The sequence below is a fragment of the Micromonospora sp. RB23 genome, from assembly GCF_053585025.1.
Genome location: NZ_CM132111.1, coordinates 3,081,501 through 3,099,524, shown reverse-complemented (window position 1 = coordinate 3,099,524; position 18,024 = coordinate 3,081,501). Strand labels below are relative to the sequence as shown.

Here is an 18,024-nt window from a genome sequence, read left to right as displayed (position 1 = left end):
GCCGCGCACCCCGCCACAACCGCGGTCAGCAGCCGCCGCAGGTGTAGAAGAGGATGTCCCAGTGGCTACCCTCCTTGGTGTAGAGGTTGCCCGACGGCGCCCGGTACTGGTATCCGAAACCGGAGATGTAGCCGACGTAGGCGTAGTTCGCGGAGATGTAGTTCTGGATGCACGTGCTCAGGGCGATGTCGAGCTTGTAGCCGTTCCAGTGGCTGTACGTGCCCCCGGCGTGCCCGACCTCGGTGCCCGCGGTGATGGTGACCGCGCAGCCACTGGCCCGCTTGAAGGTGATGATGCCGTCGATGGTGGCCTGCCGGACCCCCTCGAACGAGGTGCAGGTGGACACGTTGCGGTCGCTGCAGTTGCCGCTGGAGGTCCAGGAGATGCCGGCGGCGCGCAGCTGCGACGTGGCGCTGGAGTGGCTGATGGCGAAGGCCGGAGCGGCCAGACCGAAGGTGGCGCAGACCGTCGCCAGGGTGGCCACGATCAGCGTGAGCACGCGGCGGCGCAGGGTGGATCGAGTGGATGACATGGCACTCCCGGTCGCGTGAGGCGGAATTCTGCGAATCAGGGGCCGGCCTTGAAGGATTTCTACCAGAGATAGACGGGTATGACCAGATGCCGGGTGGGGACGCCCGACAGCACGCCCCCACCCGACGCCCTCAGCTGGCCTGGAGCGTCACGTCGTCGATCACGAAGCTGGTCTGCAACGACGAGTCCTCGGTGCCGGTGAACTTCAGGGTGACGGTCTGCCCGGCGAACCCGGCCACGTTGAACGTGCGCTGGGTGTATCCGGAGGCGGCGTTCAGGTTCGAGTACGTCGCCAGGGTGGTCGAGCCCACCTGCACGGTGAGCTTGTCGTACGCCGTCGAGGAGGTCGTCTCGGCGGTGTCGACGTGCAGCCAGAACGACAGCGTGTAGCTGGCACAACCGGCCGGCACGGTCACCGACTGGGACAGGGTGTCGGTGTGGGTGCTGCCGTACCCGTCGAGCCACGCCTTGTACGACCCGGTCCGGGCCGCCTGGCCGCTGGAATTGGTGATCACGCCGGAGGAGGCGGTCCACGGCGTGCTGCCGCTCTCGAAGCCCCCGTTGCCGACCACCTGCCCGCCGGCACAGCCCCCGGTGCCGGTCACGGTGAGCGTGAGGCTTGCCGTCCGGGTGACCGACCCGGTGCCGGTGACCGTGACGGTGACGGTGCCCGTGGCGGCGCTGGACGACGCGGTCAGCGTCACCGTGGCCGAGCCGCCGGAGGTCACCGACGACGGGCTGAAGACCACGCTCACCCCGCTGGGCGCGCCGGAGGCGGTGAGGCTGACCGTCTGCGCCGAGCCGGAGGTGGTCGCGGTGCTGACCGTGGCGCTGGCGCTGGCGCCCCGGGCGACGCTCAGCGAGGTGGGGCTGACCGCGACCGAGAAGTCGTTGGTCGGGGTGCCGCCGCCCACGGCGAGCTGCCACAGCGCGTACGCGACGCCGTCGGCGGACCGGTTCAGCACGGTGGCGCTGACGTTGGCGGTGGTGTCGCAGGACCGGTGGTAGCACGCGTCGTACGCGGCGTTGGCCGTGCCGCCCCACTTGGCCGCCTGGGTGCTGGTCTTGCGCGCGCTCGCGCCCGCCGCGTACCCGGAGGTGGGGATGCCGGCCTGCTGGAAGTAGTAGTCGTCGGAGCGGCCCTGCCCCTCGACGTTCTCCTCCGGTTGCAGCCCGAGGGAGTCCCAGTACGCCTTGAGCGGCGCCGCCGTGGTCGAGCTGACCCGGTTGATGAAGTAGCCGCCGTTGGTGGAGCCGACCATGTCGAAGTTGTAGTAGCCCTTGATGTAGCCGCGCTGGGTCGAGTTCAGCGAGTTGACGTAGAAGCGGGAGCCGTTGAGCCCCTGCTCCTCGTCGGTCCACCAGGCGAACCGGACCTTCTTCGTCATGGTCGGGTTCTGGGCGGCGAGGACCAGGGCGTTCTCCAGCAGGGTGGCCGAGCCGGACCCGTTGTCGTTGATGCCCGGGCCGGCCGAGACGCCGTCCAGGTGGGCGCCGAACATGACCACCTGGTCGGCCGGGCCGCCGGGCCACTCGGCGATGAGGTTGTTCGAGGGGTACGTGCAGCTTGAGCAGTACTGCTCGCTGACCGTGTAGCCGGCCGCCTGGAGCTTGCCCTTGACGTAGCTCAGCGAGGCGGTGTAGCCGGCCGAGCCGGCCCGCCGGTTGCCGCCGTTGCTGCTGGCGATGGAGTTGAACTGGGTCAGGTGCGCCTGGACGTTGCTGACGGAGATGTCCGGCGCCGCCAGGACGGCGGCGGACGCGGCGATCGGCCGGGCCGCTGTCGTCGCGGCGGAGGGTGACGCGGTCGCCGGCTGGGCGGCCAGCGTCACCGTCATCCCGGTGAACACGGCGAGCGCGATTCCCGCGCTCAGCGTTCTGCCTCTCATGGGGGCTCCTCGGGGGTTGGAGAGATACCGAGACACTTACAGAGATCTATGTCACCGGCATCAGTCGTTCGTCCCGAACCCCCACCGGTTCGACAATGGGTACCGGCGTCAGCACAGGTGAGTAGAGGTGCCAGGATGGGTAGGTAACACCAGCAGGGGTCGTCGGGCCCGGAACGGGGGGCTAGCGATGAGGCCGGGTCGAGCGTGACACGACCCCGCAGCGACCTGTTCGACGACGGCGGGGACACCGGACGCCTGATGGCGGAGCTGGACTGGGCCGACACGCCGCTCGGCGCGGTGTCCGACTGGCCGCAGAGCCTGCGCTCCGCCGTACGGATGGTGCTCTCCTCCCGCTACCCCATGCTGCTGCTCTGGGGCGACCGCCTCTCCCAGCTCTACAACGACGCGTACTCGGCGCTGATCGGTGACAAGCACCCCGGCGCGCTCGGCGACGACGTGCGGGTGACCCTGGCCGAGGGCTGGGACGTCCTCGCTCCCCTGATCGAGCAGGCCATGGCGACCGGGGTCGCCAGTTGGGTGCCCGCCCTGCAACTCCTGCTGGAGCGCGCCGGCTACCGCGAGGAGGCCTACTTCAGCGTCTCGCACGCCCCGGCCCGCGACGACGACGGCCGCACCGTGGGCGTGCTGACGGTGTGCAGCGAGGTCACCGAACAGGTCGTCGGCGAACGGCGACTGCGGCTGCTGCGGGACCTGTCCCTGGGCGGCGACGGGCGCACCGTCGACGTGGACGCGACCTGCGCGCGGCTGATCGACGCGATCGGCGGCCACCCTCTGGACGTGCCGTTCGCCGCGATCTACCTGCGCGACGGCGCGGCCCTGCGACGGGTCGCCTGCACGGGCGGCGACCCGCGCCACGCCACCGTCACCGGGGCGCTGCCGACCGTCGTCGACCTGGCCGACCCGGGGCCGACGGCCCGCGCCTGGTCGCTGCCGGAGGCGGCGTCGGGCCGGCCCACCGACGTGACCGGCCTGGCCGAGCGGCTGTCGCTGGCTGCCGGCCCGTGGGGCGACCCCGCCCGCGCCGCGCTGGCCCTGCCGCTCCCCTCGGCCACCGCGGACCAGCCGCTCGGCGTCCTGCTGGTCGGCGTCAGCCCCAACCGGAAGCTGGACGAGGCGTACCGCTCCTTCTACGAACTGCTGACGCAGCAGGTGTCCACGGCGGTGCGCAACGCCCAGGAGTACGAGCGGGAGCGACGCCGGGCCGAGACGCTGGCCGAACTGGACCGGGTGAAGACCACCTTCTTCACCAACGTCAGCCACGAGTTCCGTACCCCGTTGACCCTCATGCTCGGACCGCTCGCCGACGCCCTCGCCGACACCGCCGCGCCGCTGGCGCCCCCGCAGCGGGAGCGGGTCGAGACCGCCTGGCGTAATGCGACCCGCCTGTTGACCCTGGTCAACAGCCTGCTCACCTTCTCCAGCCTGGAGGCCGGCCGGGCTCGCAGCGACGCCCACGAGGTCGACCTGCCCGCGCTCACCGCCGAGCTGGCCAGCGTGTTCCGCGCCGCCGTCGAGCGCGCCGGGCTGAGTCTGGACGTCGACTGCCCGCCGCTGCCCGGCCCGGTCTCCGTCGACCCGGTCAACTGGGAACGCATCGTCACCAACCTGCTGTCCAACGCCCTCAAGTACACGTTCATCGGTCGCATCCGCGTCGCCGTGGACGCCGACGACGACGAGGTACGCCTGACCGTCGCCGACACCGGCATCGGGATCGCCGAGGCGGACCTGCCGAAGCTCTTCGAGCGCTTCCACCGGGTGCAGGGCGCGCGGTCGCGCAGCCACGAGGGCACCGGCATCGGCCTGGCCCTGGTCCACGAGCTGACCCGGTTGGAGGGCGGCGAGGTCCGGGTGACCAGCCGGGTGGGCGCCGGCACCACGTTCACCGTGGCCCTGCCGTGGTCGGCGGCACGACGCACGGTGACCGGCCGGTCCTCCGAAGGGCTGGGCGACGCGGCACGCGCCGCCGTCCAGGAGGCGACGGGCTGGCTGGCCGACCCGGCCGGAGACGTCGCCGAACCCGCCCCGGCCCCGGGTCCGGCCGCCGACGAGCTGGCCGGCGCACGGATCCTGCTGGCCGACGACAACAGCGACATGCGCGCGTACCTGAGCCGACTGCTCGCCGCGCAGGGCTGGCGGGTGCGGTCGGTCACCGACGGCCGGCAGGCCCTCGACGCGATCCACCTCGAGCCACCGGACCTGGTGCTCACCGACGTGATGATGCCCGTGCTGGACGGCTTCGACCTGGTCCGCCGGCTGCGCGCGGACCCCGCGACCCGGTCGCTGCCGGTGCTCGTGCTCTCCGCGCGGGCGGGCGAGGAGGCCAGCGTGGCAGGTCTCAGCCTGGGCGCCGACGACTACCTGGTGAAGCCGTTCGCCGCCGCCGAGCTGATCGCCCGGGTCCGGACCGCCATCCGCCGCGCTCGCACCGGCGCGTCCGACGGCGACCCCGCCGCGCCGGACGCCGACGGCGAGCCCGCCGCCGACAGGGCCCCGACAGCGACGCGGCCCGCCGCGTCCACGCCGGTCGAGGCCCGGCCCACGCCGGCGGAAGCCCGGCACACCCCGGTCGAGGTCGATCCGGCGCAGAGCGGGCCACGGGTGGACCGCGCCGCCGACTCGGCCGGCGCGTCGGCGGTCACCACGACCGACGACGGTCTCGGCGACCGACTGGACGAGCAGTGGACGTACGCGTCGGTGCCCACCTCGGCGGCCACCATGCGCCAGGACGTCCGGCTGGCGTTGGACGGCCTGGACGTCGACGCGGACGTGGTGGAGGATCTGCTGCTCGCCGCCTCGGAGGCGATGAACAACGCCGTCGAGCACGCGCAACGGCCCAGCCGCCCGGAGGTGCGGGTCCGACTCCAGGTGGGCGACGCGCTGGTCCGGATCTCGGTACGCGACTTCGGCACCTGGCGGGACCGTCGACCGGCCATGGACCGGGGGCGCGGCGCGCTGCTGATGAACGCCTACGGCGACGTACGGCTCGTCTCCACCGGCGAGGGAACGACCGTGACCATCGAACGCCGGCTGGCCTGAGACCGGGCGACCGGCTCGGCGTGTGTCATGACGCAAGCAAGGCGGGTTAAGGATCTCCTGTCCGGACACGCGGACAGCCCGGACAAACGGACGGCCAGGACAACACCGAGGTTGTCCGGGCCGCTGTCCGCGTGTCCGCCGCTGTTCGCGTGTCCACGCGTCGGGGTTGCCGCAGACCGCGCGAAATCCCAGTTCGCAGACGTTCTAGCGGCTCGCAGGCAGGTCCGACCTAGGTCGGGGCGCGGTGTTTCCCTGGTCAACGCCGATCGGCGCTCTGACCTAGGTCGCCGCCCCAGGCTGGCCGGAGCGGTCCTAACCGGTGTCGAAGTGTCCGCCCTCGGCGTGCTCCACGTGTCCGCCGTCCGGGCGCGCACCACGAGTCCCCGGGGTTGTCCAGCGCTCCTATATGGCCACGTCCCCGGGGTTGTCCAGCCTGTCCGCCTGTCCGTCGTTGTCCACCGCCCGGAGTTGTCCGGACCGTCCGGCTGTCCACCCGTGCCGATGAATAGTTCAAGCGGAAGATGCAGCCCTAGGCGATGAACTTGCGGAGTCGGCGAGGTCGGGCGCAAGGGCATTTTTGCGCCCGACCTCGCTCGCGCTAGCGCCGGCTCCGGGGAGGCCGCTTGCGCAGCACCAGCGTGATCGCACTGATCGTGGCGAGCGTGATCGCACTGATCGCGGGGACCACCGCCGGGGCGACGTTGCCCATCTCCTCGGCGCTGCTCAGTGCGATCCAGAGCAGGGCCCCGATGGACGGGATCACGACCACCACGAGGGCGGCGATCAGCACCTTCTCAGTGCTACTCGTCGCGTTGTGCTGGTGATTGGTAGATGCCGTAGGTACGGTAGATGCGGAATTCAAGGGTCACTGCCTTCTTTCTACTGGTCCGGCTAGGGACATGTGGTGAGACGTGACCCGTCAAGGCGGACCCGGGGGCTGGCACCCCCGGGCACCCGCCTTGACGTGTTTCTGCGGGTCTTGTCTCTAGTGGAGGACTGTACTGGCGTGATCTGCGCGGCTCCACCGTCCGCGCCAGGAGTCCGGTGTTCGGACCGGCGCTCCGAGCAGTTGGTGACCACTGCCCCCTTGTGGGGTTGGCAGCGCCACCTGTTGCCACACTGTATCCAGCAATCGGGACATCACCCGGAGGACTGCTGTTCGCTGCGACTGGCGCACAGCGAACAGCGCCAGATCTGCTGCGCCTTCGCGGGGAAGCCCATCCCCCTGAGAGCGCCGCGCTCTCGCCCGGACTCATCGCACCCCGATGATCATGACGGCACTTCCCTCCACCATTTACCTGCCCAGACGCGCATCAACACGCCCACGTGGATAAGCATGCAGGCGCTGTCTGATGGACCGGCGGTTTTCCCGGCCGCCTCCGCGCATGTGTTTCTGGAACCTCCGCGCTGCCGTTGTGCACGGACAGGCGCAGCCCTTGGCGCAGGCCCTTCGCTTGGTGGTGGACCACTGCCACAGCACCCGCGCGATGCTGCGGCCTGCTCTGCTAAGACTGCAATTCGGTACTCGGAACTTTCGACGCAGTAGACCGACGGATGGTAGAAGCCGAGGACTTTGCGGCGGACCGGCTGACCGTGCCGCCCGCCCCCGCGCCCGCGCCCCCGGCAGCCCACGATCCGTCCACAGTGTGTTCAGGTACGTGTCGAGCATCGGGGCGACCAGCCGGAAAGCCGCACCATAATGGTCACTATTGTATGCCTATCGTGATACAAACCTTGCCACAATGAGACATGCCGAGAATGACTGCCGGACAGCGCCATAAGCAGGAGTCACAGGCTCTAGAGCTGTCCAACGCCGGGCACTCGATCGACACCATCGCGGAGCGCTTGGAGGTGGGTCGCGCAACCGCCGCCCGACGCGTCCGGGCCGCACTCGCGCGCATCCCAGGGCAGGAAGCGGACACGCTCCGGCGGCAGTCTGAGACGCGCACCAATAGGTGGATGCGGCGCTGCAACACCCTGCTCGACTCCCCCGAACTGTTGACGCAGGACACGGTGCGGGTACTCAATCTCCTGCTCACCCTGGGGCGCGAGCGGGTCCATCTCTACGGGCTGCGCCTGCCGTCCGCGCTGGTCGTGCAGATCGAACAAGCAGCCGTGCAGTGAGTCCGCTCGCGCGTCCCGACGTGACCGGCACTGGCTCGCTCGGCCGCTGCCGCATCCACCGCAAGCCGCTGCCGCCCGAGCGCCACGCCCTGGCCGAGCCGATCGCCACCGAGCGGCTGGCGGCCGAGGAGGGCGAGGTTGGCCCGTCACCGCTCCCCCGCCCGTCGCGCCGACGTGGCACCTGCCCCGACTGCACTGCCGCCCTAGCCGCTGGGGCGTGGGCGTTCCTGAACGGAGATGATCTGTGATCTACCCGAGTGATAACCGCGTGCGCTACGCCCCGGAGTTGGGCGTGTGGGTGGTCGACACGGGCGAGAGCCACGCCGCAGGCGCTGACCAGATCCTCGCCGCGATGATGGTCTACGCCGAGCAGGCAGGCGACGTGCCGCCGGGCTGCGCGTGCTTCCCGGAGTCGTCCAGCGTCTCGTGCACGGCGTCACCACCACCGCGCCCACCGTGCACAGGATCGGCCGCAAGGGCGCCGTGGTGCTGTACGGGCACGGCCGGGTGCCCGACGAAGCACCGGTAGCGACGGAGGCCAACGCCGCGGAGTGCCCGTGCAACAATGCCGAAGGCGAGGCGCGTGCGCGAGCGTTGGGCAAGGCTGGCCAGTGGGCGGAGTTGCACGCGCTCACCGTGGCGTTCCCGACCGCACCGGGTGCGCTCCAGCCGGCCGAGCCGGGCACGGACGCTCCGGCGGCGTGGGAAGGCGAGCAGGTGGCCGTGGCCGGGATGTCCATCCCCGATCGGCACGTGCACCCGGACACTCGGGCCGACCTGGAGCGACTGTCCGCGCTGGCCGCTCGCTCCGCTGAGTTGGACCGGGCCGCGCGAGACGCCAAGCGAGACGCGGAAAGCGCCGGCACCGATACGCGCCGGCTCGCGGCTGACGCTGCCGCCGCAGGCACCCCGCTCGACGCCGCTGCCGTGACCCAGACGATCCGCGAGCGACAGGAACAGGTGGAGGCCGCACAGATCACGGCGGACGGCACTCGGGACGCGGTCGGCCAGGTCCGCCGCCAGGATCGAGCAGCGCCGGGCGGAGTGGTTGAGCTACCTGCACGGCCAGGCCGCCGCCGGGCTGGCGCGGCTGGATCTCGTCCTGGCCGAACTGGACGCGGCGGTTACCAACCTGGCCGAGATCGACCGGATCCGCCAGACGGTGAAGTCTCCGAGCGCTGGCCGGCTGTTCACCGCTGGGACGCCCATCCCGGTCACGAGCGCCGTGGAGGCGGCCCGGCAGACCCGCCAGAGCGCCGCAGAGGCGTTGGCCGGGCTGGAGCGGCGCCGCCAAGGTGGCGCGGGAGAGCGCGTCTCAGCCTGCCTGAGCGGTCACAGGGAACGGGCGCGGTCGATTGGCCGCGCCCGTTCTGTCGTCCAGCGGACAGAGCCGCCGCCGGCACCGGCACGGCCGGTCAGGATCGCGGGACATGCCAAGTACCCGGAGGGACGCGACGTGGCGAAGCGCGAGGACTACAAGACGACGGCGGCGGACTACCTGCGCAGCGCAGAGAAGCGGGACGACGAGTTAGGGGTCAAGCTGGACTCCAACGATCTCCGCCGGTACGGCGCCGCGTACGCCGCCTTGGCCGTGGCGCAGGAGTTGAGCGATCTCCGCGAGGCCGTCAGCGGTGTGGAAGGCGCACTGAAGGATCAGGATTACATCGGAATTGGCGCACACGCGCGGTACATCTCCGAGGCGCTGGAGAAGATCGCCAAGCGGTGAACGGTCGCAAGCGGACGGCCCGGACCTGGCAGGGTCCGGGCCGTCTCAGCGTGCGTCCGGGTCCGCGTCCCGTGCCTGGTGGGGTCGGTGCTCGGTGATCCACGCTTCCACGTCTTCCACCAACCACACCGCTCCCCCGGCCAGGCGATCGAACGGCTCTGGGAAGTCTGGCCGGCCGGTGATCTGCACGACGCGGGCGCGGGACACCTGGAGGCGTTCCTGTAGTTCGGCACTGCCGTACAGCCTGCGGACCATGGACCGGACGCTATGCGGACCCGTCAGTGTCATATATGACAGCTGTCAGACTTGACACTATCGTGTACGACAGGGCACGGTCACTATAGGGACCGTGCGGACGGCAACCGGTTGGTCCCTTTCGGTGAGCGGTCCGGGTACCTGATCGGGGATCGGTGCCCGGACCTGCCCATTTCTCGGAGGTGGAGCCGTGCCGATGGACGACGGACCCGTAACGCCCGCGCTGCTGCTGTGGACAGCCATGCGCGTGATCAACCAACACGCGGAACCGGCCAGCCCGCACCGGGAGACGGGGCGGTGTGCGCAGTGCGGTGACGGCGCGTGCGGGATGCTCGCGTGGGCCATCGGGGAGGTCAAGCGCCAGCGGATGACTGGCAATCGCGCTGCCCGGTACGGGATGACCGGTACCCGCCGATGATCGAGCGGGAGCTACCCCGGTCGGTATGGGTGCCGCTGGCGGCCCGGCACGTCATCAGGCGGCACCGGACGAACGGATCGTGCGGGCGCTGCCGGCCGGACGGGTGCCCGGCGCTGAGTTGGGCGCGCGACCGGATCGAGGCGTACCGGGTGGCCGGGAACAGGTCGCAGCGGTACTGAGCGGTTTCCCCGTCGCGCAATGGCATGTGTCACCGCTGTCCCGGGGATCAGAGCCGGCGACCGGCGCCGTCGTGGGCGACGATGCCGTCCAGCCGCTTGCCGGGAGCGAGCGTGGTCGGATCGAACCAGAAGATCACGACCTGCTTGTCCAGACTCCACCGCCGCACCGTGGCGTCGACCTGCCGACCGTCGACGGTGCCGATGATCCGCGCCGCCGGGCCGACGAAGTAGCCGAAGGTGGGCACCGCGAAGACCGACTCGCTCTCGTCGTAGCCGATCTGGTGGAAACCCGGGCTGCGGTCGGTGCCGTCGACGTCGTTGACCAGGATGTCCGTGCGCACCGTGCCGTCCGGCGCGCGGCGACCGGCGGCCAAGCCGATGGTCACCTTGGGTGCGCCCGGAATCGTCACCGCGACGAAGAAGTAGACCCGCCGGTCGGTGCCGTGCACTGTTCCGGAGTCGACCACCTGGCCCAGGGGCTTCGGATCCGGCACGCCACGAGGATTCGCCGGCGGTGGCGTCGGCTCGTTCGACGTCGGCGCGACACCGGCCGGGGACGAGGCCACGGCGACCGGGGACGCGGGGTCGGTCAACGCGGGCTCGCGCGACCCGCCCGGGTCGACCGTCACCGCGGTCACGGCGACCAGCCCGGCCGCGAGCGTCGCCGCCGCCGCTCCGGTCACCTTCCGGCGGGTACGCAACCGCCGCCCGTCACGCATGACCCGGGCCAGGTCGAGCACGGCGTCGGGGCGTTCGGTCGCCCGCATGGCCTCGCGGAGCCGATCCAGCTCGCTCATCGGCGCGCCCCCTCGTCGGCGGTGCGCGGCGCGGCGGTGCGCAACTTCTGCAGGGCCCGCGAACTGGTGCTCTTGACGGTGCCCACGGACACGGCGAGTTCTCGGGCCACCTGCGCCTCCGGCAGGTCGAAGTAGTACCGCAGCACGACGATGGCCCGCTCCCGAGGGCTCAGCGCGCTGAGGATGGCGACCAACCAGCGCCGGGTGGCCACGTCGTCGGCCACGTCACCACGTCGCTGCTCCGGCACCTCGTCGGTCGGGTACTCCCGCATCGGCCGTCGCCACCGGTCGACCAGGTGGTTGACCAACGTGCGACGCGCGTACCCGTAGGCGTCGTCGTCGTGGATCCGCGACCACGACGCGTACGTGCGGACCAACGCGGTCTGCGCGGCGTCCTCGGCCTGGTGGTGGTCGCCGGTCATCAGGAACGCGGCGTGCACCAGTCGCGCGGACGCCGCCCGCGCGAACTCGACGAACTCCGCGTCACCCCGCGCCACCGCGAACCCTCCCCCGTGCCACATCACCTCAGACGGATACGGCCGCCGAAAGGTTGAGATCCGGATCACCTCAACTTTTCGCCGCCATCACCCGTCTTCTCCTGTGTGGCGCCGCCAGGCGACGCGCGAGGGGAGAGACATGTCGACGAAGGGTACCCGCCGGTGGCATCTGGCATCGGCGGCGTCACTGCTGGCGGTGGCGCTGCTCACCGGATGCACGGGGCCAGCGGCCGGAGACCCCGCCACCGGATCGCGAACCGGTGACCAGGCGGCTGCCTCGCACCGGCCGACCGGCGTCGGCATCCTCGGCACCCGCAGCACGCCCAGCCACCCGGTCAGCTATCCCGCCACCGGCGGTAGCCGCTGGACGATGGCCGCGGCCGAGACGACGCACGGCGGCGCGCAGAGCGGCACCCTGCTGCGCTACCGGGTCGCCGTGGAACGCGACATCAGTGGACTCGCGGCGGGTGACATCGCCACCGCGATCTCGGCGACGTTGAACGACCCCCGCGGCTGGACGGCAGGTGGGAACTGGCGGCTGCGGCGGGTGGGCCTCGACGACGCGGCCGACTTCACCATCTACCTGGCGACCCCCGGCACCCGCGACACCCTCTGCCAGGACGTGCCGGACGGCTACACGTCCTGCCGCAACGGGGCCAAGGTGGTGCTCAACGTGGCGCGCTGGGTGTCGGGCGTGCCGGACTACGGCGCGAGCCTGAACACCTACCGCCAGTACATGGTCAACCACGAGGTGGGGCACCGGCTCGGGTTCGGCCACGAACGCTGCCCGGGATCGGGCAAGCCGGCGCCGGTGATGCAGCAGCAGACGTTGGGTCTGCACGGTTGCCGCGCCAACGCCTGGCCGTACCCGAACGGCACGGTCCGCTACCACGGCCCGTCCGGGGCGTACGACGACGCGATCCCCCGACGCGACGGCGCGTACCCGAAGCACTGAGACCGCCGGTCAGGGTCGGCGGCGGCGCTCCTGCTCGAGTCGTTCGTCCAGCCGACCCAACTCGTAGACGGCGTTGAGGCTGGTCGGCAGGCGGCGGACATTCTCCGGCCCGGGGTCGGGATCCGGGTCGGGGCCGGAAGACGGCGGCGGGTCGGGAGTCGGCGCGGGAACGGCGGAGTGACCGGCGCTGCCCCGGCGGCGCAGCAGCAGCGCCGCCAGCCCGACCAGGACCACCGCCACCAGCAGGTAGGACACCGGTGGCCAGCCACTGCGGACGGGGTCGGCGAGCGACGGCGCGACGTCCGGCGCCGGGGTGTCGCCGCCGCGCTGGGGCACGGCCGGATCGCTGTCCGTGGTGCCCGCGCCCCCGCCGGGGCGGTCGGGCTTCACCGTCGCCCGGCCACCGGTCGACGACGCGGCGGGCGCGGGGGTCGCGCCGGGCGTCGACGGGCTGGACGGCCCGGCCGTGGGTGGTCGGCTCGGCCCGGAGGTCGGGGCGCGGGTGCCGCTCGGAGTCGCGGTCGGGGTGGGCGTACCGCCGCCACCCAGCAGGTCGCCGACCATCCGGCCGACGCCACCGACCAGTTCGCCGAGCGGACCTGGACTGGCGGAGACGGACGGCGTGGGCGCGGGCGCGAGCGCGAGGGTCAACGCGAGGACGACGACGGCAGGCATCCATCCACCTCCGATGTGCCGATGCCAGGCACCGTACCGCAGTGTGGGACGCCGTGGGTGCCGCGCCACGGCGCGGCTGACGTCGTGCCGGCCGAGCGTTGTTACCCAGCGGTTACGCCGCGGCGAGGTGCCCGTGTCGGGGCGGGACGACGGTGGCGGCGGAGGGTCATCGGCAGGGCTGCCGCGACGTGACCCCGGGACACCGAACGGAGAACCACGATGAGGATCAGGAGCGCGTTGACCGCGACGGCGGTCGTCCTCGCCGGAGTGCTCGCCACGGCGGGCAGCAGCACGGCGGGCACCAACAGCACGGCGGGCACCACCTCGGCGCGCGCCGCGACCGGGGCGGCGTACTGCGGAATCACCTGGGGCAGCGGGGATAAGTCGGCCGGCGCGCTGAGCGACGCCCCCCTGGTCGACGTCCGGACGGGCCGGCACGACTGCTACGACCGGGTGGTGTTCGAGTTCGCCGGCCCCGTCGACGGGTACACGGTCGGCTACGGCGAGACCTGGACCGAGGGCGAAGGGCTCGCGCTGTCGCCGTACACCGCCGGAGGCGCGCTGCTGCGGGTCTCCCTGCGGGCCCCGGCGTACGACGCCGACCACGTCGGCACGCTGCCCTACCCCGTCGGCGCGCACGTCGCGAACCTGCTGCGCTACCCGACGCTGCGGGACGTGGTCTTCGGCGGCAGCTTCGAGGGCTACACCACCTTCGCCGTCGGCGTACGGGCCCGGTTGCCGTTCCGCGCCGTCGTGCTGGCCGGTCCGGGTGCCCACAGCCGGATCGTGCTCGACGTCGCCCACGAGTGGTAACCGTCGCCGGACCCGGGCGGGCGTGACTCAGGGTCGTGGTGGATCCTCGTCCGCCTGGGCGCGGCGGGTCGTACGGAACCGCCGTTGGTACGCGGCGGGGCTGATCGACAGCTTCCGGGCGAAGACCCGCCGCATGCTCTCGTAGCTGGGGAATCCGGCGAGCGTCGCTGCCTGCGTCGCGGTGTGGTTCTGGTCCAGCAGCGCCCGGGCCAGGTCGAATCGGATGTTCTCCACGTAGCGGGCCGGTGTTGTGGACAGCTCGTCGTGGAACAGCCGGGTGAGCTGCCGGGTGCTCACGTTGAGGTGTTTCGCGAGTTCGGTGAGCGAGTGGTCGGCGCGGGGGTTCGCCGTGACGACGTCGGCGATCCTGCGCAGGGCCGGCGACCGGGGCGGGGGCCCCTGCAACGGCGCGGAGAACTGGGACTGACCGCCGGCGCGCTGCATGTACACCACCAGGGCGCGGGCCACGTCGCGCGCCAGGTCGGGCCCGTGGTCCTCCTCGACGAGAGCGAGCGCCAGGTCGATGCCGGCGGTCACGCCGGCCGAGGTGTAGGTCGCGCCGTCGCGCACATAGATCGCGTCGGGTTCGACGCGGCAGGTGGGACACCAGGCGGCCAGCTCGTGCGCGACCTGCCAGTGGGTGGTGGCGCGCTTGCCGTCGAGGAGGCCGGCGGCGGCGAGGACGAACGCTCCGGTGCAGATCGACGCGATCCGTCCGGCCGTGGCGGCCGGCACGCGGGCGGCGTCCGCCAGGTCGACGGGGACGCGGGCGCGGGGATACCGGTCGGAGCCGGCCACCAGCAGCGTGTCGAAGCCGGGCGTCGCGGCGGTCGCCGCGCCGTCGACCGCCATCCGGACGCCGAGGCTCGACGTGACGTCCGCCCCGGTCGGCGAGAGCAGAACGATCCGGTAGGCGGCGCCGAAACGGTTCGCCTCCTTGAACACCTCGGCCGGACCCGCGACGTCCAGCAGCGTCACCCCGTCGTACACGAAGATCGCGACGCGGTGCGTGCCGCCGTTCACGGTCGCCGGCCCTGCGCGCCGCGCGGAGCCGGGCACGGCGGGTGTCGACGATTACCGGGGTGGCGGACGGGCGGCGTGGACACGATGCATTGGTAGCACGCCGCCGGCGGGAACGACCGAGGTCCCCATCACTCTGTGTGGCGGCCGACCCCTGTCCGGATATGAGTGGTTCCTGGCTCGACGGAGGCGGCGGGCCACGACGACCGGTGGGCACGATGGGGTCGTCAGCATTCGGCTCACCTCGTCCGGAAGGCGCAAAGGGAAATGGCAGAGGTCATCGCGGGATTCGACATTCCGCGGACAACGGCGGTCGCCGAGGCGACCCGGCACATCCAGGAGACGACCGGGCCGCTCATTTACCACCACTCACGGCGGGTTTTCCTCTTCGGTCTGATCCACGCCCGACGGCTGGGCGTCGAACCGGACCCGGAACTGCTCTACCTGGCGGCCATGTTCCACGACGCCGGGCTCGTCACGCCGTTCTCGGACCTCCAGCAGCGCTTCGAGGTCGACGGCGCCGACCACGCGCGCAGGTTCCTGCTGGAACGGGGATTCTCCACGGCCGCCGCCGAGACCGTCTGGACGGCGATCGCCCTGCACACCACGCCGGGTATTCCCGACCGGATGGGCCCCGAGGTCGCGACGACCTACCTCGGTGTGCTGACCGACGTTCTCGGCCTCGGTCTGGACGGGCTGGACACCGACCAGTTGACCGAAATCCTCGCCGTCCATCCGCGCGGGGATTTCAAGAACGAATTCCTGCGCACCACCGTCGAGGGGTTGAAGAATCGGCCCGAGACCACGATCGGCACCGTCAACTCCGACTATCTCGAACACTTCGTTCCCGGCTTCCAGCGCGTGACGACGGTCGAGCGCATCGTCGGCTCACCCTGGCCGAGCTGAAAGGCCACGACTATGAAAGCCATCACCGTACGCGACCGTGACGCCGGCGTGCAGGGGCTCAGCCTGACCGACATGCCGTACCCCCACGCCGCGGAGAACGACGTCATCGTGCGCGTCCACGCCGCCGGTTTCACACCCGGGGAGCTCGACTGGCCGACGACGTGGACCGACCGCGCGGGGCGTGACCGGACGCCCACCATCCCCGGCCACGAGCTCTCGGGTGTCGTGGCCGAGCTGGGCTACGGCACCACCGGCCTCTCGGTGGGTCAGCGGGTGTTCGGCCTGACCGACTGGGCCCGCGACGGATCCCTCGCCGAGTACACGGCGGTGGAGGCGCGGAACCTCGCCCCGCTGCCGGCCGACGTCGATCACACGGTGGCCGCGGCGCTACCGATCTCCGGACTGACCGCCTGGCAGGGGTTGTTCGACCACGGCCATCTCACGAGCGGCCAGAGCGTCCTGGTGCACGGCGCCGCCGGAGGTGTCGGCTCGATCGCCGTCCAACTCGCGCGGGAGGTGGGCGCCCGTGTGATCGGCACCGGTCGCGCCGCCGACCGGGACGTCGCGCTCTCCCTCGGCGTGCAGGCCTTCGTCGACCTGGACGCCGACGACCTGCGACAGGTCGGCGAGGTGGACGTGGTGCTCGACGTCATCGGTGGCGACATCCTGCGCCGGTCGACCGATCTGCTCCGCCCCGGCGGCACCGTCGTGACCATCACCGCGCCGCCCGCCGTCCAGCCCAGTGACGGGCGAGCCGTCTTCTTCGTCGTCGAACCGGACCGTGCCCGGCTGGTCGATCTCGCCGAACGCGTCCGCACCGGACGGCTCAGGCCCATCGTGGGCGCTGTGCGGCCGCTCGACGAGACGGCCTCGGCGTTCGCCCGGCGCCAGCGCACCGCGGGAAAGACGATCATCAAGATCGCGGACTGACCCGGATGCGGCCGGCTCCCGCCCAGATCGAGGCGGGAGCCGGCCGGCGCCGACCGTGCGGCGGTTACCCTCCGGAGCCCTGCGGGGCCTCGTCGGCCAGGTGCCAGACCTCGCGCATCGGGGCCCACCAGTCCCCCGAGCCGGGCTCGGCCAGCGACTCCTGGCACGGGTCGGTCAGCTTCCACCACTCCTGGGTCTCGGGGTCCGCGGCGATCAGCCGAAGGTCGGCCTCGTAGTCGTCGCCGACGTACTCGTAGTAGCCGAAGAGCAGGTCGTCGTGGAGGAAGATGGTGTAGTTGCGGAAGTTCGCCTCGCGCAGCGTCTGCTCGACGCTCGGCCAGACGGCGGCGTGTAACCGCAGGTAGGTCTCCCGCTGCTCGGGGCGGAGTCGAATCACGCAGCCATGACGTTGCACGTCGTGCCCTTTCGTGTGAGGGGGGTGCCCGGAGGCACCTGACCGTAGCTCGTGGACGGTGCCGGGACGGGGACCCGACCGGCCGCCGATGACGACCGTTCCGCCAGGGTCACGCACAGTGGTCACGGGTCTACCCTCGACTGATGGAGGGCCGCGTACTGGTGGTCGAGGACGACGTCTCCATCCGGGAGGTCACCGCCATCGGCCTGCGCCGCGCCGGTTTCCGGGTCGACACCGCCAGCGACGGACGAGCGGCGCTCGTGACCTGGCGCGCCCACCCGGTCGACCTGATCGTGCTCGACGTCATGCTGCCCGGACTGGACGGTCTGGAGGTGTGCCGGGAGATCCGGCGGACGAGCCAGGTGCCGATCCTCATGCTGACCGCCCGCACCGACACGCTCGACGTGGTGGTCGGCCTGGAGTGCGGCGCGGATGACTACCTGCGCAAACCGTTCGACCTGCCGGAGCTGGTGGCCCGGGTCCGCTCGGTGCTGCGGCGGGCGAGCGCGCCGACGCCGTCGCGCGACATCGCCGTCGGCGACCTGGAGATCGACCCGGGTGCTTTCGTGGTACGCCGGAACGGCCGGGTGGTGGAGCTGACCGCCACCGAGTTCCGGCTCCTGCTGGAGCTGGCCCGACGCCCCGGCCAGGTCTTCACCCGGGAACTGCTGCTGGACCTGGTCTGGAACCACCGCTTCCTCGGTGACTCACGGCTCGTCGACGTGGCCGTGCAGCGGTTGCGCGCGAAGGTCGAGGACGATCCGGCGCACCCACGGCGCATCCGCACGGTACGCGGCGCGGGCTACAAGCTGTCCGGCGACTGACGGGAGGTCGGCG

Annotated in this window: 19 protein-coding genes; 10 read left to right on the top strand and 9 right to left on the bottom strand. The window is 71.6% G+C overall.

Annotated elements, in window-relative coordinates; genetic code table 11:
- Window positions 1–25: 25 nt before the first annotated feature.
- Both ACTFTM_RS14160 and ACTFTM_RS14155 read right to left on the bottom strand, forming a co-directional pair.
- Window positions 26–532: a hypothetical protein gene (locus ACTFTM_RS14160; protein ID WP_449566232.1), complete on the bottom strand. Its 507-nt coding sequence runs from the start codon at window positions 530–532 to the stop codon at window positions 26–28.
- A 130-nt stretch (window positions 533–662) separates the two neighbouring features.
- Window positions 663–2,420 carry a M28 family peptidase gene (locus ACTFTM_RS14155; RefSeq protein WP_449566231.1) on the bottom strand — a complete coding sequence of 586 codons (1,758 nt, stop codon included), beginning with the start codon at window positions 2,418–2,420 and terminating at the stop codon, window positions 663–665.
- A gap of 204 nt (window positions 2,421–2,624) precedes the next feature.
- Here ACTFTM_RS14155 and ACTFTM_RS14150 point away from each other — a divergent pair, with 204 nt between their 5' ends.
- Complete coding sequence (locus tag ACTFTM_RS14150; RefSeq protein ID WP_449566230.1) at window positions 2,625–5,477, top strand: ATP-binding protein; 2,853 nt, start codon at window positions 2,625–2,627, stop codon at window positions 5,475–5,477.
- 598 nt (window positions 5,478–6,075) lie between these two features.
- Here the strand turns inward: ACTFTM_RS14150 and ACTFTM_RS14145 are convergent.
- Window positions 6,076–6,267, bottom strand: coding sequence for a hypothetical protein (locus ACTFTM_RS14145; protein WP_449566229.1), 192 nt, complete (start codon window positions 6,265–6,267; stop codon window positions 6,076–6,078).
- A gap of 1,169 nt (window positions 6,268–7,436) precedes the next feature.
- On the opposite strand from ACTFTM_RS14145, the gene ACTFTM_RS14140 reads away from it, so the two are divergent.
- The 3 genes from ACTFTM_RS14140 (at window position 7,437) to ACTFTM_RS14130 (ending at window position 9,327) form a co-directional block, all read left to right on the top strand.
- Entirely contained in the window at window positions 7,437–7,601 is a 165-nt protein-coding gene (locus ACTFTM_RS14140) for a hypothetical protein (protein ID WP_449566228.1), read from the top strand.
- Entirely contained in the window at window positions 7,598–7,849 is a 252-nt protein-coding gene (locus ACTFTM_RS14135) for a hypothetical protein (protein ID WP_449566227.1), read from the top strand. Before ACTFTM_RS14140 ends, ACTFTM_RS14135 begins: the two co-directional genes overlap by 4 nt.
- 800 nt (window positions 7,850–8,649) lie before the next feature.
- Window positions 8,650–9,327, top strand: coding sequence for a hypothetical protein (locus ACTFTM_RS14130; RefSeq protein WP_449566226.1), 678 nt, complete (start codon window positions 8,650–8,652; stop codon window positions 9,325–9,327).
- Between the two features lie 45 nt (window positions 9,328–9,372).
- On the opposite strand, the gene ACTFTM_RS14125 is transcribed toward ACTFTM_RS14130, so the two are convergent.
- Complete coding sequence (locus ACTFTM_RS14125) at window positions 9,373–9,582, bottom strand: helix-turn-helix transcriptional regulator (RefSeq protein ID WP_393246253.1); 210 nt, start codon at window positions 9,580–9,582, stop codon at window positions 9,373–9,375.
- Window positions 9,583–9,772: 190 nt separating this feature from the next.
- On the opposite strand from ACTFTM_RS14125, the gene ACTFTM_RS14120 reads away from it, so the two are divergent.
- On the top strand, window positions 9,773–10,000 hold the full coding sequence (locus ACTFTM_RS14120) for a hypothetical protein (protein WP_449566225.1): 228 nt from the start codon (window positions 9,773–9,775) through the stop codon (window positions 9,998–10,000).
- Between the two features lie 226 nt (window positions 10,001–10,226).
- Here the strand turns inward: ACTFTM_RS14120 and ACTFTM_RS14115 are convergent, their stop codons facing one another.
- Both ACTFTM_RS14115 and ACTFTM_RS14110 read right to left on the bottom strand, forming a co-directional pair.
- The gene (locus tag ACTFTM_RS14115; RefSeq protein WP_449566224.1) at window positions 10,227–10,976 is read right to left on the bottom strand and encodes a hypothetical protein; all 750 of its coding nucleotides are present in this window, start codon (window positions 10,974–10,976) and stop codon (window positions 10,227–10,229) included.
- On the bottom strand, window positions 10,973–11,473 hold the full coding sequence (locus ACTFTM_RS14110) for a SigE family RNA polymerase sigma factor (RefSeq protein ID WP_449566223.1): 501 nt from the start codon (window positions 11,471–11,473) through the stop codon (window positions 10,973–10,975). The genes ACTFTM_RS14115 and ACTFTM_RS14110 overlap by 4 nt, the downstream gene beginning before the upstream one ends.
- A gap of 139 nt (window positions 11,474–11,612) precedes the next feature.
- Here ACTFTM_RS14110 and ACTFTM_RS14105 point away from each other — a divergent pair, with 139 nt between their 5' ends.
- A complete protein-coding gene (locus tag ACTFTM_RS14105) occupies window positions 11,613–12,428 on the top strand; it encodes a DUF3152 domain-containing protein (RefSeq protein WP_449566222.1) in 816 nt (271 codons plus the stop codon).
- Between the two features lie 9 nt (window positions 12,429–12,437).
- On the opposite strand, the gene ACTFTM_RS14100 is transcribed toward ACTFTM_RS14105, so the two are convergent.
- Complete coding sequence (locus ACTFTM_RS14100) at window positions 12,438–13,103, bottom strand: hypothetical protein (RefSeq protein WP_449566221.1); 666 nt, start codon at window positions 13,101–13,103, stop codon at window positions 12,438–12,440.
- A gap of 219 nt (window positions 13,104–13,322) precedes the next feature.
- Here ACTFTM_RS14100 and ACTFTM_RS14095 point away from each other — a divergent pair, with 219 nt between their 5' ends.
- Window positions 13,323–13,916 (top strand): AMIN-like domain-containing (lipo)protein, encoded by a 594-nt coding sequence (locus ACTFTM_RS14095; RefSeq protein WP_449566220.1) that lies wholly within the window; start codon window positions 13,323–13,325, stop codon window positions 13,914–13,916.
- Window positions 13,917–13,943: 27 nt separating this feature from the next.
- On the opposite strand, the gene ACTFTM_RS14090 is transcribed toward ACTFTM_RS14095, so the two are convergent.
- Window positions 13,944–14,939: a GlxA family transcriptional regulator gene (locus tag ACTFTM_RS14090; protein WP_449566219.1), complete on the bottom strand. Its 996-nt coding sequence runs from the start codon at window positions 14,937–14,939 to the stop codon at window positions 13,944–13,946.
- 264 nt (window positions 14,940–15,203) lie between these two features.
- Here ACTFTM_RS14090 and ACTFTM_RS14085 point away from each other — a divergent pair, with 264 nt between their 5' ends.
- Window positions 15,204–15,842 (top strand): HD domain-containing protein, encoded by a 639-nt coding sequence (locus ACTFTM_RS14085; RefSeq protein WP_449566218.1) that lies wholly within the window; start codon window positions 15,204–15,206, stop codon window positions 15,840–15,842.
- Between the two features lie 12 nt (window positions 15,843–15,854).
- On the top strand, window positions 15,855–16,772 hold the full coding sequence (locus ACTFTM_RS14080; RefSeq protein ID WP_449566217.1) for an NADP-dependent oxidoreductase: 918 nt from the start codon (window positions 15,855–15,857) through the stop codon (window positions 16,770–16,772).
- Window positions 16,773–16,836: 64 nt separating this feature from the next.
- Here the strand turns inward: ACTFTM_RS14080 and ACTFTM_RS14075 are convergent, their stop codons facing one another.
- Window positions 16,837–17,169, bottom strand: coding sequence for an L-rhamnose mutarotase (locus ACTFTM_RS14075; RefSeq protein ID WP_449566216.1), 333 nt, complete (start codon window positions 17,167–17,169; stop codon window positions 16,837–16,839).
- Window positions 17,170–17,330: 161 nt separating this feature from the next.
- Here ACTFTM_RS14075 and ACTFTM_RS14070 point away from each other — a divergent pair, with 161 nt between their 5' ends.
- The gene (locus ACTFTM_RS14070) at window positions 17,331–18,011 is read left to right on the top strand and encodes a response regulator (RefSeq protein ID WP_449566215.1); all 681 of its coding nucleotides are present in this window, start codon (window positions 17,331–17,333) and stop codon (window positions 18,009–18,011) included.
- Window positions 18,012–18,024: the final 13 nt, after the last annotated feature.